Genomic DNA, 15,725 nt, shown 5'->3' with positions numbered 1-15,725 from the left:
TGTGGTCCTCACGGGTTGCGCGTGGGGGCGGGGGAAAGAAGGATGGTCAAAGGCACGTCGAGGCGCTGGTTCCAGGACGCTTCATTGTGCTGGGCGCCGGGGAAGACCAGGCTGCGGAAGTCGCCGGGGCCATAGCCGCGACGGCGGAACGTCTGGTCCACCTGGGTCTGGAAGACGGCGTAGAACTGATCCAGCGTCTCGTCGCCCCGGTCGAAATAGAATCGGTGGTCGCCCGGCGCGGGCAGGCCGCGCTCGATCACGCCCGTCCAGGCGGCGACCAGACGTTCGCGCCAGGCGTCCAGCGTCGTACCGGGCTCAAGCCCTTCGACCTTCAGCGGCCAATGGGTGGACAGACAGGCGGCGGCGGAAAAGACCTGCGGCCGCTTCATCACCGCATACATGGAGATCAGGCCGCCCATGCTGGAGCCGGCGATCATCGTGTCCTGCGGACCGCTGAGGGTGCGGTAGGCGCCGTCGATGAAGGGCTTCAGCTCCTCGATCAGGAACCGCAGATAGGCGTCGGACAAGGACGGGCCGCCGTAGATGGCCTGGACCTCGTCGCGCATGTCGGCGGGCAGGGCGGCGATCAGGTCGGCGGGGACATATTCCCTCAGCCGCAGGTCGGTGTTCCAGATCCCCACCACGATCGGCGCCCGTACCTGACCGCTCTCGATCAGACGCGTCAGATGTTCATCCACGCCCCATTCGCCGAAGTTGGCCGTGGCCGGGTCGAACAGGTTCTGGCCGTCGTGCATATAGACGACTGGCCACGCGGCGTCGGACGCTTCGTATCCGGGCGGCAGCCAGACCGAGACGTTGCGCGCCTTCACATGGGCCGACGCGACCGCCTCATGCAGCACCAGTCGCCCGCCTGCGATGGCGCCCTCAGCACGCGCCGTGCTGGCGAAGGGAAGGGCGGCCATGAGGGCCAGAAGACCCCGACGGTTCATCCGCGATGCTCCTTGACCATCAGCGCGCTGGCGGCCGCCAGGACGAAGGAAACGGCGCCCAGCACCAGGGCCCAGATCGCCTGACCATCGAACAGGGTCTTCAGGATCAGGCCCAGAACCGTGGCGGCCAGCAGCTGGGGCACGACGATGAAGATGTTGAAGACGCCCATATAGACGCCCATCTTTCGGTCCGGCACCGCCGCCGACAGGATGGCGTAGGGCATGGAGACGATCGACGCCCAGGCGAAACCGACGCCGATCATTGGCAGCCACAAGAGGCCCGGCTCGCGGATGGCGAAGACGCCGAACAGGCCGGCCGCGCCAAGCAGCAGCATCAGCGCGTGGGTCGCCTTGCGTCCGATCCGTTTGGCGATGACCGGCAGGGTGAAGGCCGCCAGGGCCGCCACGCCGTTGTAGACCCCGAACAGAACCCCCACCCAGTCCGCGCCCGTGGCGTAGGCGGCCGAGGTGGTGTCGGTCGCACCGTAATGGACGCGGGTCACGGCCGCGGTGGTGTAGATCCACATGGCGAACAGAGCGAACCAGCTGAAGAACTGAACAACGGCCAGGCCGCGCATCGTCTCGGGCATGCGGAAGATGTCGTTCAGGATTTCGGTCGCGGCGTTGGTGATGCGGCGACGCTGCATCATGCCGACGGCGATCTGCAGCAGGCCGAACCCGGCGAAGAAGCCCGCCAGGATCAGCAGCTCCTTCTCCAGATCGAGCGCGCCGATCAGCACGAAACCCAGCCCGCCGAGGACGGTGCAGACCAGGCCCGAAGTCATCCAGCCCTGGACGCTGCGGGCCGGCGCTTCGGCCTCGACGGGCGCGGTCGGCGCGTCGTCTCGGGCGCGTTCGAAGGCCGCGATCTGTTCGGGGCTGTATTCCTTGGTAGAAAGCACCGTCCACAGCACGGCCGAGAACAGGCCGGCGGCGCCGACGTAGAAGGCGATCTTGACCGACAGGGGCACCACGCCCGCCTCGGCGGTCGAAGCGATATCGAAGACGTTGGACAACAGCCACGGCAGGACCGAGGCGAAGACCGCGCCAGCGCCGATGAAGAAGCTCTGCATTGCATAGCCGGCGGTGCGCTGCTCCTCCGGCAGGTTATCGCCGACGAAGGCGCGGAACGGCTCCATGGTGATATTGATCGAGGCGTCCATGATCCACAGCATGGCCGCGGCGAACCACAGGCTGGGGCTGTTGGGCATGGCGATCAGGCCCAGGGTGGTGGCGATGGCCCCAACCAGGAAATAGGGTCGCCGCCGGCCGAACCGGGTCCAGGTCTTGTCGCTGAAATGTCCGATGATCGGCTGGACCAGCAGACCCGTCAGCGGTGCGGCGATCCATAGGATCGCCAGGCTGTCGACCTCGGCGCCCAGCGTCTGGAAGATGCGGCTGGTGTTGGCGTTCTGCAGGCCGAAGCCGATCTGGATGCCGAAGAAGCCGACGCACATGTTCCAGATCGCCAGGCCGGACAGGCGCGGGCGGTGCGAGAGCAGGGTCATCCGCGTCGCGCCCGGCCGACCGGCACGAACCGGATGGCCTGACCGCCGCCGGGGGCCAGCGCCAGGGTCAGGGTGTCAGACGACGTCACCTCGCGCTGCTCGATGACGATGTCCTCGCGCTTGCCGCGATAGTCGGCGTTGGGCCCATCGCGATAGATTTCGGCCCGATATCGACGGCCGGCGTCCAGGAAGTCGAGTGGGGCCTTCAGCACACGCGGATGCTCGTCGGTGACGGCGCCCAAGGCCCAGACGTCCGTGCCGCGCTGCTTGCGAACCGTGACGACATAGTCGCCCATGGCGGCGTCCAGCGTGCGGCTCTCGCTCCAATCGACCGACACATCCTTGATGAACTGGAACGGGCCGGGGTTGGCCTCATAGTTGACCAGCAGATCCGCCGCCATCTGGATCGGGCTGTAGATCACGACATAGAGCGCCAGTTGTTTGGCCCAGGTCGTCTGCACGCCGCCGGGGCTGCGCGTCTCCATGCCGAAGATGCCGGGCGTATAGTCCATCGGCCCGGCCAGCAGGCGGGTGAACACCAAGTTCGGCTCATGCTCGGGCGGATTGCCGGGATTGCCCCAGGCCGAATATTCCATCCCGCGCTGGCCCTCGCGGCTGATGATGTTCGGATAGGTGCGGCGAAGGCCGGTGTCCTTGAACGGCTCGTGAGCGTTGACGGCGACCTTGTGGCGATAGCCGGCTTCGACCACGCGCATGTGGTGCTGGGCCATCGCCTGGCTCTCGTGCCAGGCCATGACCATCTGTCCGTCCGGCCCGGCGACGCGGGCGCCTTGCGCGTCGGCGACGTAGCCGGTCTTCACCGAATGGATGCCGAGGCGTTCATACAGGGCCATCGCCGGCTCGAGCTGCTGCTCATAGTGGAAGGCGTTGCCGCCTGTCTCGTGGTGGCCGATCAGTTGCACGCCCTTGGACCGCGCGTGGGCGCAGACTGCTTCGATATCGAAGTCGGGATAGGCCTCGGTGAAGCTGAAGTCCGCGCCGTTGGCGAACCACTGGCCGTCCCAGCCCTTGTTCCAGCCTTCGACCAGCACTCCGCCCAGCCCGTGCTTGGCCGCGAAGTCGATGTGTTTGATCGCATTCTCGGTGGTCGCGCCGTGCTTGGGCCCGGAGTTCCAGGTCTTCAGGTCCAGGTGCATCTCCCACCAGACGCCGACGTATTTCATCGGCTTGAACCAACTGACGTCACCCAGTTTGTTGGACTCGTTCAGGTTCAGGATCAGGCTGGAGTCCAGTAGGCCCGAGGCGCTGTCGGAGATTTGCAGGGTTCGCCAGGGCGTGTTGAACGGCGCCTCGCGCACCACCGCCGCATTGGTCAGGCCTGGCGTCAGCTGAGCGCGGAACTTCGTTTCCTCCGACCGGCGCAGGTTCATCCCTGCGTAGTCGATGCAGGCGGCCTCGTGGATGGAGACGTGCAGGCCCGACTGGCCCCGGACCGTCATCGGCGTCTGGGCGCTGCCGACCGCATCGATCGGCGTGCGGCTGTAGAGATATTCCTCGCGGTTCCATTCCCACGCCGGGCACCACAGGGCCTCGCCGTTTTCGGCCAGGTTGAACTCGGTGATTTCCGAACCGATGCGGACGGTGGTCAGGCCGGCCTGCTGCGGGAACTCATAGCGGAAGCCCAGACCGTCGTCGTACAGGCGGAAGACCACGTCCACGCGGCGTCGCAGGCCGCCGGTCTCGGCATAGGCGACGCGCCATTCATTGTAGTGGTTGCGGATGAACTGGCGCTCGCCCCACGGCTGCTCCCAAGTGTCGTCGACCGTGACCGGCTGGCCTGCGGTCAGGGTCAGGCCGCGCTCGATGGCCGGCGCGTCGGTCAGGAGGAAACCCAACTTGGACGGGGCCACCACGACCCGGCCCTGACGCAGCACCGAATACATCGGCCGTCCGTCGTTGTCGGTGAAAGCCTCGACCGTCAGCACGCCGCCGGGCGACGACGCGCGGGCATGGTTCGGTGCGGTCTGGGCGCGCGCGCCCGTCGCCCCCAGAGCCAGGATCGACACGCCGCCAAGGGCCAGGAAGGATCTGCGCTGCATCATGGGAACTCCGTTACGCCGCCTCTTGCCAACCGCCGCGAACGGTGGCTGAAATATTTGCAGAAAATTTTGCAGCTTCACCATGCTGCTGTGAGGACCCGCGACCTTGAGCCGCAAGACCACCCGTCTGGAAGACATCGCCCGCCTGGCCGGCGTGTCCATCGCCACCGCCTCGCGCGCCCTGAACGACAGCCCCGCCGTCAACGATCGCACCAAACAGACGATCTGGAAGCTGGCCAAGGAACACGACTACCCGTTCCGCCGTCACATGCCCGCCGGCCCGATCGGCGCCCAGGGCACGATCGCCCTCGTGGTGCCGCGTCCGCAGGGGCGCGAAGGGCGCCTTAGCGACCCCTTCTTCTTGGAGCTTCTGGCCGGGGTGGGCGAGGCGGCGCGCGAACGCGGCTGCGACCTGCTGATGAGCCATATCTCGCCCGCCAACTATGACGAGCTGTCGGCGGCGCTGAACACCAGCCGGGCGGACGGCGTGATCTTTCTGGGCCAATCCAGCCTGCATTCGGCCTTCAACCGTCTGGTCGACGCCGACCATCGTTTCGTCGTCTGGGGCGCCGAACTGCCCGATCAGGACTATTGCTCCATCGGCTCGGACAACATCTCGGGCGGGCGCCGGGCGACGTTGCATCTGGCGCGGCTTGGGCGAAAGCGCACCGTCTTCTTGGGCGATCTGGATCCGCCCGAGGCCATGCAGCGTCATCGCGGCTATCTGGACGCCTTGAGCCAGAGCGGACTGGACGTGGACGCCGACCTGATCGTGCCTGCGCATTTCGAGGTCGAATCCGCCGAGGCCGCCGTGGACGCCCTGATCCGACGTGGGCTGGATTTCGATGGCGTCGTGGCTGCGTCCGACCAGATCGCGCTCGGAGCCGTAAGGGCGTTGCTGCACGCCGGCGTCGAGGTGCCGGGCCAGGTCTCGGTCATCGGTTTCGACAATGTGCCGTTCAGCCGCTACTCGCGCCCGGCGCTCAGCACCATCGCCCAGGACACCATGAAGGCCGGCCGGTTGATGGTGTCCAAACTGCTGGATCACGGCGGCGCCGCAGCAGGCCGTTCCGAGCGCGTTCCGACCGAGCTGATCGTTCGCGAGACCTGCGGCGGCTGACCCCGTCATCCGGCGTCGGCGAAGATCAGGCCGGCCAGCGGCCTCAACGTCGATCCGTCCGCTTCGGTCCAGTTGACCGCCGCGATCCGGCGCGCGCCGGCGGGCGTTGACCAGTCCACGGCATCGAAGCCCAGGTTGAACACGCACAGCAGGCGCTCGCCGCCCTCGGCCCGTTCGAACCGGCGGAAGACCAACAGGTCGCCCGCACTCTCGATCTCCAGGCCGCCGGTCCGCAGCGCCGGATGGGCCTGGCGCAGGGCGATGATGCGGCGCGCGGCATGCAGGATCGAAGTCGGGTCCGCCTCCTGCGCATCCACGGACAGCGCCAGATGGCGCGGGTCGACCGGCAGCCAGGGCTCGACCGTCGAGAAGCCGGCGTTGGGCGCCGAGGCCACCCAGGGGATCGGCGTGCGGGCGCCGTCGCGGCCCAGCGTCTGTGGCCAGTTGGCGATGGCCTCGGGATCGACCAGCCGTTCGAACGGCACCTCGGCCTGAGGCAGGCCCAACTCCTCGCCCTGATAGACGAAGACATTGCCGCGCAGGCACATCAGCAGCAGCAGGGCCATTTCCGAAAAGGCCTTCTCGTCCCGGCCCTGGGCCCAACGCGACACCGCGCGCGGCGCATCGTGATTGGAGAAGGTCCAGGACGGCCAGCCCTCGCCCTGCTGATCCGGCCACATCCCATCGCCCACGCCGATCAGTTCGCTCTTCAGCGTATCGGCATAGAGATAGAGGAAGCCGTAGGCCGAGTGCAGACGGTCGTTGCCGGCGGTGAATTCCTTCATCTCGCGGTCGGCGTGATCGCCGCCGACCTCCGCCACCGTGAACCGGCCTTCATAGCTGTCGGTCAGGGCGCGGATGCGGTTCAGGAAGCCGATGATGTCCGGGTGGGACTGGTTGTAGATCTTGTCCTGGAAGTCGAACGGCCGCGTGCGCTTCTTGCCGTCCTGGATCGGCGGATTGTCGCGCAGGGATGGATCATGGATGGCGAAGTTGATCGCATCCAGACGGAAGCCGTCCACTCCCCGATCCAGCCAGAACCGCGCCGCCGCGATCAGGGCGTCTTGAACCGCCGGGTTCCTGACGTTCAGTTGAGGCTGTGACGCCAGAAAGTTGTGCATGTAGTATTGGCCGCGACGCGCGTCCCAGGTCCAGGCCGGGCCGCCGAACACCGACTGCCAGTTCGACGGCGGCGAGCCGTCCGGCTTGGCGTCGGCCCAGACATACCAGTCGGCGTGGTCGCCGTTTCGGCTGGCGCGGCTGTGGGTGAACCAGGGATGTTCGTCCGAGGTGTGAGAAAACACCTGATCGATGACGACCTTCAGCCCTAGGGCATGGGCGCGCGCGATCAGGGCGTCGAAGTCGGCCAAAGTGCCGAAGATCGGATCGACGTCGCAATAGTCCGACACGTCATAGCCGAAGTCCTTCATCGGCGACGTGAAGAAGGGCGACAGCCAGATGCCATCCACGCCTAGAGAGGCGACGTGGTCGAGGTGCTGGGTGATCCCCTTCAGATCGCCAACGCCGTCGTCGTTGGAGTCGGCGAAGCTGCGCGGATAGATCTGATACAGCACCGCGCCGCGCCACCAGTCCTGAGAGAGGGCAGGGGCGGCGTCAGCCGTGGAAAGATCGAGGGGCAGGGCAGTCACGGCACGCTCTTGCAGACGACGTAATCGAGGGGGGGCACGCGAACGGCGACACTGGCGGGTGCGGAGGATTCGGGTGTGCAATCGCCGCGCAGAGCTTGCCACCGCAGCGAGCCAGGCTCCACCTCGACTTGAGCGGCGACGGGCGCAGTGGAGGTGTTGAACAGGGCCAGGACCTCCGATCCGTCCTCGCCGATGCGAGACATTGCGAACAGACCGGGCTTGTCGCCATAGGCGCGCACGACCTGATGGCCGCGTCGCAGGGCCGGCTCTTCGGCGCGGATGCGGGTCATCTCTGCAATCGCCTGATATAGGGGGGCGTCAGTGGAGTAGGCCGGCTGGCGACCGCCGACCGGCGTTTCGTTCGCATAGACCGGCGTGCGGCTGGGCCACATGTCCTGGCGCGAGTTTCCGTATCCGCCCGCGCCGGCGAAACCCTGTTCATCCCCGTAATAGAGTGTCGGCACGCCGCGGCTGAACATCATCAGAGCATGGGCCAGTTTGATGCGCGCCAGCACCTCGGCGTCGTCGGCGTTCGGATTGGCCTGTTTCACGAAGAAGCCCACCCGGCCCATGTCATGGTTGCCCAGGAAGGTCGGCAGGATCGCGGCGGTTTCTGCGCCCTTGTCATAGATCGTGTCGGCGTCGAACAGCTTGGCCAGGGCGTCGGTCCCGACCTTGCCGGCCGCCACATCGGTCGCCTGCTTCTGGAACGGGAAGTCCAGCACCGCCGGATAGCCGTCGACCCGCGTGAACCGCGCCGTCACCGCCGGATCGGGATCATAGACCTCGCCGAAGATGTGGAAGTTCGGGATGCCCTTGGCCTCGGCGCGGGCGATCATGGCGGGGATGAAGGCCTGCCAGAAGCCCGGGTTCACATGACGGGCAGTGTCTATGCGGAAGCCGTCGATCCCGTATTTCTCGATCCAGCCGCCGAAGATGTCGATCATGCCCTGGATGACCACCGGGTCCTCGGTCAGCAGGTCGTCCAGCCCGGCGAAGTCGCCGTCCAGGCTGCTTTCGCCGGTGAAGGTGCTCTCGCCCCGGTTATGATAGTGGATCGGATCGTTCAGCCAGGCCGGAACCTTGGCGTTCTCCTCGCCCGCCGGGACATAGGGCGTGTAGGCGTAGTCGGGCCGGGTCAGGCGCGAAAAGTTCCGACCGTCGAAGCCCTCATTGATCGGCGCACCGTCGACGCCGCCGCGACGGGTGTAGGGATAGTCGGCGCGGCTGCGATAGGCGCAGCGACCCTCCGGGCATTCGCGATACTGGATGACGTCGGCGGTGTGGTTGGCGACGATGTCCAGATAGACCTTCATGCCGCGCGCGTGGGCCGCCTCGACCAGGGCGCGCATCGCAGCCTCGTCGCCGAAGTGCGGATCGACGGTGGTGAAGTCGGTGATCCAGTATCCGTGGTGCGCCGCGCCGGTGTAGTCGCCGTGGCTCTGCACCGGCTTGTTCTTGAACACGGGCGCCAGCCAGACCGCCGTCGCACCGAGACCCTGGATATAGTCCAGCTGTCGGGTCACGCCCGCCAGGTCGCCGCCGTGATAGAAATCGGTATCGGCCGGATCGAACCCGCTTTTCAGCCGGTCGGCGGCGTAACCGCCGTGGTCATTCGTGGCATCGCCATTGGCGAAGCGATCCGGCAGCAGGAAGTAGATCACCTCGTCCTGTGGAAGGCGTTGACGCAGAGCGGACAGGGCGTCTTCGGCCTGGCGCGTTTCCGCCGCAGCCGGCGTTGCAAAGCCGCTCAGCAGAGCCGCCGCCGCCATCGCCGCGTGCAGTCCGGCCCTTCTGGGGGTTCCCCTCGCCATGACGCTCACTCCCTTGCGTCTGGAAAGTGCAAAGCCTTCCAGATCGATTTGCAAGATTTTGCAGCAATGTGCGGGGCTGTCAACGCGTCGCTGAAATGCTGCAATGCGTCATGAACACAGCGCGAAATCGCACATCTCGGTGCCTCGGGGGACTATGAGCCCGCGCGAAGTGCGACGGAAATCAGACCTCCGCATTAACTGCTTGCAACATTCCCAAAGATTTGCATATTTTTGCGACGGCTTCAGATCGCGACGTTCAGAATCGCGGTCAGCCCCAGGGAGGATGACCATGTTCCAACGTCTCAACCGGCGCGCGCGCCTGCTATCCGGCGTCGCCTTCGGCGCAGCCGCCCTGATGGCGGTCAGCTCGGCCCACGCACAAACTGCGCCGGCCACGACGGCGCAGGCCGACGACCAAGCCACCGAGGTCGGCGAAATCGTCGTCACCGGCATTCGCCGCTCGATCGAGGCCGCAATCTCGGCCAAGGCGAACAACACCTCGATCGTCGAAGTCATCTCCGCCGAAGACATCGGCAAGCTGCCGGACGTCTCGATCGCCGAATCCTTGGCGCGTCTTCCGGGCGTGACGATGCAGCGCCTCGACGGCCGCAGTCAGCAGATTTCCATCCGTGGCCTGGGCCCTGATTTCACGACCGCCCTGCTGAACGGCCGCGAACTTGTCACTACCGGCGACAACCGCGGCGTCGAGTTCGACCAGTTCCCCGCCGAACTGTTGAACAGCGTCGTCGTCTACAAGACCCCGGACGCGGCCCTGATCGGCCAAGGCCTTGGCGGCACTGTCGACCTGCGCACCGTTCGCCCGCTGGCCTATGGCCGTCAGGCCGTCGCCATGAACTATCGCCACGAGTGGAACGAGATCGGCGCCCTGAACTCGGGCACGACCGACAACGGCGACCGCTACACCATCTCCTACATCGACCAGTTCCTGGACGGTACGCTAGGCGTGGCCCTGGGCTACGCCCACATGAGCTCGCCCTATCAGTCGGAGCGCTTCAACGCTTGGGGCTATCCAAACTACACGGACGGCAATCTGCTGACCGGCGGCGTGAAGCCCTATGTGATGTCGTCGGAGCTGGAGCGCGACGGCTATATGGGCGTGCTGGAATGGCGCCCGAACGATCGCATCCACTCCACGATCGACGCCTTCTATTCCGAGTTCAAGAACACCCAGGTTCTGCGCGGTATCGAATTCCCGCTGGCTTGGGGTGGCTTGGCCGAAAATCCCAACCGCAGCACCAATCCTGTCGTTCTGGGTGGCTGTCAGATCACTAACAATGTCGCGACGCCAAACGTCTGCCGTCCGGCGCCGTCGCTGCGTCCCGGCTACACCGTCGAAGACGGCCTCATCGTCGCCGGCACCTGGGACAACATCAAGGGCGTCGTTCGTAACGACCTGAACAAGCGCGACAGCAACATCACCGCCCTGGGTTGGAACACCGAGTTCACGCTCAGCGACGATTGGTCGGCGAACCTGGACCTCAGCTATTCGAAGGTCGAGCGTAACGACATCATCCTGGAAACCAACGCCGGCACCGGCCGCAACATCAACGGCGCGCTGGACACCCTGGGGTTCCAACTGACCGGCGACGGCGTGACCCGCTTCACCAGCCAGCTGAACTATGCCGATCCCACGCTGATCAAGATCACCAGCCCGCAAGGCTGGGGCGGCGACGTGATCCCTGAGGGCCAAGCCGGCTATATGAACACCCCGTCCATTGAGGACGAGATCAAGGCTGCGCGCTTCTCGGTGACCCGCGAGCTGCACCAGAGTCCGTTCAAGTCGATGGACTTCGGCTTCAACTACACCGAACGCCAGAAGACTTTCGTCAATGATCAATACTACCTAGGCGTCCCCGGCGGCGGTGATCTGACGGTGCCCTCGGCCTTCCTGCTGGACCCGACCGACCTGGGCTATCTCGGCATTAGCGCAGTGCTGAGCTATGACGCTCTCGGCCTGGTCAACAGCGGCGCGTTGAACCGCATCCGCAACCCGAACGCCGACGTCACCGCAGGCAACTGGGAAGTGACGGAAAAGGTCTCGACCGCCTATGTCCGCGCCAACATCGACCACAACCTGTTCGGCCGCGCCCTGACCGGCAACGTCGGCATGCAGTTCGTCTATACTGACCAAAGCTCCAGCGGCTTCTCGGCGCGTCAGGTTGGACCCGGAGTGGCCGAAACCATCGCGGTGACGGGCGGCGACGACTATCTGGAAATCCTGCCCAGCGCGAACTTCATCCTGGAAGCCGGCGAAGACATGTTCGCGCGTTTGGCGGTTTCGCGCACCCTGGCCCGTCCGCGCATGGACGACATGCGCGCCTCGCGAAACTACAGCTATAACCCCGGCCAAGCCCTATCGACCGACATCAATCGTTCTCCGTGGGGCGGCGGTGGCGGTAATCCGGAACTGCGGCCGTTCATCGCCGACGTGATCGACGTGTCGTTCGAGAAGTATTTCGCCAATCGCAAGGGCTACATCTCGCTGGCGGCCTTCTACAAGAACCTCGAAAGCTACGTTTATAATCGCAATCAGATCTTCGACTTCACTGGCTATCCCATCGGCGTGATTTCGCCGACCAACCCCGAGCCGGCGTTGCGCCAAGGCCTGGTCGGCGCGCCCGACAACGGCGAAGGCGGTTGGATTAAGGGTCTCGAGCTTTCGATCTCGGCGCCGTTCGACATCTTCCATCCGGCCCTGGAAGGTTTCGGCGCCCAGTTCAGCGCTTCGACCACGGACAGCGAAGTCCAGCCCGATCCGACCCAGGCCCCGACCGCCCTGCCGGGTCTGTCGGAGAACGTGATCAACGGCTCGCTCTACTATGAGCGCTACGGCTTCCAGTCGCGGATTTCGGCCCGCTATCGTTCGGACTACCTGGGCGAGGTCGCCGGCTTCGGCAACGGCCGCACCCTGCGTTCGGTCGCGGCGGAAACCGTGGTCGACGCCCAGGTCGGGTATGAGTTCCAGTCCGGTCCGCTGGAAGGCCTGTCGGTTCTGGCTCAGGTCAACAACCTGACCGACGAGCCGTTCAAGACCTTTGAGAACGGCGATGAGCGCCGGACCATCGACTATCAGCACTACGGCCGCACCTTCGCGGTCGGGCTGAACTACAAGTTCTGATTTCCCCTCTCTTCTGAGCAAACTTGGGCCGCCGCGTTCGCGAGGCGGCCCTTTTCTTTGCCTACGACACGGGCCGGCGGAAACGTTTCGTTACAGAGCGCGCTTTTCGGCTGGACGCGCCTTTCGCGATGTCCGAACCAAGCAGGATGAGAACCGCGCGACCACAGCGCGGCCGTTCGATTTCACTGGGGGATCATCCATGACCGTTCCGGACGCCGGAAAACGCCAGGGCGCAGGCCTGGCCTTCGCCTATGTCACCACGCTGTTCTTCGCCTGGGGCTTCGCCACCTCGCTAATCGATCCGCTGATCGCGGCGGTGAAGCGGGTGTTCGATCTGAACAACGCCGAGGCCTTCCTGACCACCTTCGCCTGGTTCATCGCTTACGGTCTGATGTCGCTGCCGGCCGCCTCGGTCCTCAGCAAGCTGGGCTACAGCCGCTCGATCATCGGCGCCCTGATCGTCATGGTCGCGGGCTGCCTGATCGTGCCGGCCGCGACCGCCGCCGACTGGTATCCCGGCGTGCTGATCGCCCTGTTCGTCATCGCCTCGGGCGTGACCCTGCTGCAGGTCGCGGCCAACCCGCTGGTCGCCGAGCTGGGCAGCCCCAAAGGCGCCTCCAGCCGTCTGAACCTGTCGCAGGCCTTCAACTCGCTGGGTACGACCGTCGGCCCTTGGCTGGGCTCGCACGTCCTGCTGACGGGCGGCGTCTTCGCCGCTGGCGCCGTGGTCACCGCCGCAACCCGCACCCAGTCGCTGCGCAGCATCGACATGGCCTTCCTGGGCATGGGCGCCTTCTTCGCCCTGATCGCTGTCTTCATCTTCACGGCGCGCAAGAAGATCAATGCGGCCGCGCCTGAATCGCACAATGCGGTCTCGCCGCTGAAGGCGCTATCGTCGCCGTGGGCCGTATTCGGCGCCTTGGCCATCTTCCTCTACGTCGGTTCGGAAGTCGCCATCGGCGGCATGCTGACCAACTTCCTGGAAAGCCCCGACATCCTGAACGCTCCCATCGAGACGGCGGGCAAGATGGTGGCCCTGTATTGGGGCGGCGCCATGGTCGGCCGCTTCATCGGTTCGGCCGTCCTGACCAAGGTTCGTCCCGGCATCGTCCTGGCCTTCTGCACCGTCGCGGCGGCCGTTCTGTGCCTGACCGTCAGCCAGATCGGCGGCCCGACGGCGGCCTACGCAGTTTTGTCTATCGGCCTGTTCAACTCGATCATGTTCCCGACCATCTTCACCCTGACGCTGGAGCGCTCGACCGCTCCGACGTCGGCGACGTCGGGTCTGCTGGTGTTCGGCATCATTGGCGGCGCCCTGCTGCCCCAGGTCGCGGCGCATATCGCCGATGCGGCCGGAAAGCTTCAGCCCGCCTTCATCGTGCCGATGCTGGGCTACGTCGGCCTGACCATTTTCGCGATCGGCTGCATCCGCACCAAGGCGCGGACCGAAGTGACCTCCACCGCTTCGCACTAAGCCGGTCGTCAGACAAGACAAAGGGCGCGGAGGTCAGCCTCCGCGCCCTTTTTCATTTCGGCGATGGGGTCAGCCGTCGATCAGGGACTGAAGAATGGGAGCCAGGCGGTCGCGCATCTCCTCACATTGGGCGGGTGCAATGTTGAAGCTGCCGCCGCCCAGTTCGCGACTGACCGACATGCCCATGATGAAGCCGGCCAGGAGACGCGCGCGGACCGTGGCGTCCGGCCCGCTCAGCCACTCCTCCAGCGGGCCGAAGAACCGTTGGGTGCAGGTGTTCTGAACCATCTCCGACGCCTTGGCCGAACCGATGGAGCGCAGCATGATCGACATGCCCTTCAGCTTTTCGGCCTTCTTGGGTTCGAAGACGATCTCGTGCGCCACGCGCCGGCCGAAGTCGGCCTTTTCGCCCTGCATCAGCGCGCTGCCGTCGCCGCAGCTGTCTAGCGCGGCCAGGAACAGGTCATCCTTGGAGCCGAAGTAGCGGCTGATGAGGGCCGCATCGACCCCGACATCGCGGGCGATGTCGCGCATGCCCACGTCGTCATAGCTCTCGGCCGCGAATCTCTCGCGCGCAGCATCGAGAATGGCCGTGCGCGTGGCGGCGGCGTTTCTCGGACGTGGGCCGGGACATAACAAGGTGATGACACTCCACAGACAATAACCGTAGAGCACATATGGCTTTGTCAACGCCTGTTGACAAGCGCCACCGCGCCGACCATTAAGTCACCACGCGTTGACAAGGCCGACTCCCCATCGGCATTCGTCCGCATGACAGGGATTTACCTCCGACAGGGAGATGCGCAGATGCGCGGGCTGAAGATTGCGGCGGTATCCGTCATGGTGACGGGTGCCCTTTATGGTTGTTCGCCAAAGGCCGAGGCGCCGGCGCAGGGCGCGCCGCCCGTAACAGTGGCTGTGCCGCTGAAGCAGCAGGTGCGGGACTGGGACGAGTTCACCGGCCGCTTCGAGGCGGTCTCCAGCGTGGACGTGCGCGCCCGGGTCGGCGGCTATATCCAGGCGGTTCACTTCCGCGACGGTCAGATGGTCCAGCGCGGCCAGCTGCTGTTCACCCTGGATCCGCGCCCGGCGCAGGCCGCGCTGGCCCAGGCTCAGGCCCAGGTGGCCCAGGCTCAGTCGCAACTGTCACTGGCCCGCGCCAACCTGGCCCGCAGCGAGGCTCTGCTGGCCTCGCAGGCGGTGTCCAAGGCCGAGTATGATTCCAACAAGGCGGCCGTCGATGCGGCCCAGGCCAATCTGGCGGCCGGCAACGCCGCCGTCCGTAATGCGCGCCTGAACCTGGAATACACCCGCGTCACCGCGCCGGTGTCGGGCCGCGTGTCCGACCGTCGCGTCGACCCGGGCAATGTCATCGCCGGCGGATCGTCGGCCGGCGACGTCCTGACCACCATCATTTCGGGCGGCCCGATCCACTTCGTCTTCGACGGTTCGGAAGCGGTCCTGCTGAAATACCTGCGTCAGGGCGGCGCCAACCAGGGTGCGACGGTCAATGTCCGTCTTCAGGACGAAAGCACCTATAAGCACACCGGCCGTCTGGACTTCTCTGACAACGCCGTGGACACCGCCTCGGGCGTAATCCGCCTGCGCGCCATCCTGCCCAACGCTGACGGCTTCCTGCGCCCCGGCATGTTCGGCAGCGCCCAGGTCGCGGGCGCCGGCGCCTATGACGCTCTGCTGGTGCCGGATTCGGCCATCGGCACAGATCAGGCCCGCCGCACCGTCGCCGTGGTCAACGCCGACGGCACCGTGACGAACAAGGCCGTCCAGCTCGGCCCGATCGTGCAGGGCCTGCGCGTCGTCCGTTCGGGCCTGGCTCCAACCGACCGCGTCATCATCGCGGGTCTGCAACGCGCCGCCCAGCCGGGCTCCAAGGTCACGCCCAAGAACGGCAAGATCGAACCCGTCGCCGGCGATGCGTCCCAGGCGCCCGTCACCCAGTCGGCGCCCGCGTCCAGCGCCTCCTTCGCCAACAGCCTGCCGGCCGGCTAAG

The 15,725-nt window shown here is 65.8% G+C and carries 10 protein-coding genes; 4 read left to right on the top strand and 6 right to left on the bottom strand.

From position 1 onward, the window contains the following. Positions 1 to 8 precede the first annotated feature (8 nt). Genes O2K97_RS14020 through O2K97_RS14010 form a run of 3 tightly spaced genes read right to left on the bottom strand, consistent with a single transcriptional unit; the run spans position 9 to position 4,518 of the window. Entirely contained in the window at positions 9 to 950 is a 942-nt protein-coding gene (locus O2K97_RS14020; RefSeq protein WP_269219734.1) for an alpha/beta hydrolase, read from the bottom strand. Beyond that, complete coding sequence (locus O2K97_RS14015; RefSeq protein WP_269219733.1) at positions 947 to 2,458, bottom strand: MFS transporter; 1,512 nt, start codon at positions 2,456 to 2,458, stop codon at positions 947 to 949. Before O2K97_RS14015 ends, O2K97_RS14020 begins: the two co-directional genes overlap by 4 nt. Continuing rightward, complete coding sequence (locus tag O2K97_RS14010; RefSeq protein ID WP_269219732.1) at positions 2,455 to 4,518, bottom strand: glycoside hydrolase family 97 protein; 2,064 nt, start codon at positions 4,516 to 4,518, stop codon at positions 2,455 to 2,457. The genes O2K97_RS14015 and O2K97_RS14010 overlap by 4 nt, the downstream gene beginning before the upstream one ends. Positions 4,519 to 4,624: 106 nt before the next feature. Here O2K97_RS14010 and O2K97_RS14005 point away from each other — a divergent pair, with 106 nt between their 5' ends. Further along, positions 4,625 to 5,638, top strand: a complete 1,014-nt coding sequence (locus O2K97_RS14005; protein ID WP_269219731.1) for a LacI family DNA-binding transcriptional regulator — start codon at positions 4,625 to 4,627, stop codon at positions 5,636 to 5,638. 5 nt (positions 5,639 to 5,643) lie between these two features. On the opposite strand, the gene O2K97_RS14000 is transcribed toward O2K97_RS14005, so the two are convergent. After that, positions 5,644 to 7,287 carry an alpha-amylase family glycosyl hydrolase gene (locus tag O2K97_RS14000; protein ID WP_269219730.1) on the bottom strand — a complete coding sequence of 548 codons (1,644 nt, stop codon included), beginning with the start codon at positions 7,285 to 7,287 and terminating at the stop codon, positions 5,644 to 5,646. Further along, entirely contained in the window at positions 7,284 to 9,101 is a 1,818-nt protein-coding gene (locus O2K97_RS13995; protein WP_269219729.1) for an alpha-amylase family glycosyl hydrolase, read from the bottom strand. Before O2K97_RS13995 ends, O2K97_RS14000 begins: the two co-directional genes overlap by 4 nt. 289 nt (positions 9,102 to 9,390) lie before the next feature. Here O2K97_RS13995 and O2K97_RS13990 point away from each other — a divergent pair, with 289 nt between their 5' ends. Both O2K97_RS13990 and O2K97_RS13985 read left to right on the top strand, forming a co-directional pair. Next, the gene (locus tag O2K97_RS13990; RefSeq protein ID WP_269219728.1) at positions 9,391 to 12,240 is read left to right on the top strand and encodes a TonB-dependent receptor; all 2,850 of its coding nucleotides are present in this window, start codon (positions 9,391 to 9,393) and stop codon (positions 12,238 to 12,240) included. A 199-nt stretch (positions 12,241 to 12,439) separates the two neighbouring features. Beyond that, entirely contained in the window at positions 12,440 to 13,714 is a 1,275-nt protein-coding gene (locus O2K97_RS13985) for a sugar MFS transporter (protein ID WP_205681552.1), read from the top strand. Between the two features lie 69 nt (positions 13,715 to 13,783). Here the strand turns inward: O2K97_RS13985 and O2K97_RS13980 are convergent, their stop codons facing one another. Next, on the bottom strand, positions 13,784 to 14,248 hold the full coding sequence (locus tag O2K97_RS13980; RefSeq protein WP_419466068.1) for a TetR family transcriptional regulator: 465 nt from the start codon (positions 14,246 to 14,248) through the stop codon (positions 13,784 to 13,786). 273 nt (positions 14,249 to 14,521) lie between these two features. Between O2K97_RS13980 and O2K97_RS13975 the strand changes: the two genes are divergently transcribed. Then, complete coding sequence (locus tag O2K97_RS13975) at positions 14,522 to 15,724, top strand: efflux RND transporter periplasmic adaptor subunit (protein WP_112861456.1); 1,203 nt, start codon at positions 14,522 to 14,524, stop codon at positions 15,722 to 15,724. Position 15,725 lies beyond the last annotated feature (1 nt).

The sequence above is a fragment of the Brevundimonas vesicularis genome (genome assembly GCF_027105095.1).
In the GTDB taxonomy this organism is placed as follows: Bacteria; Pseudomonadota; Alphaproteobacteria; order Caulobacterales; family Caulobacteraceae; genus Brevundimonas; species Brevundimonas vesicularis_E.
The sequence above is the reverse complement of the archived record's forward strand: the minus strand, read 5'-3'. Positions and strand labels throughout refer to the sequence as shown.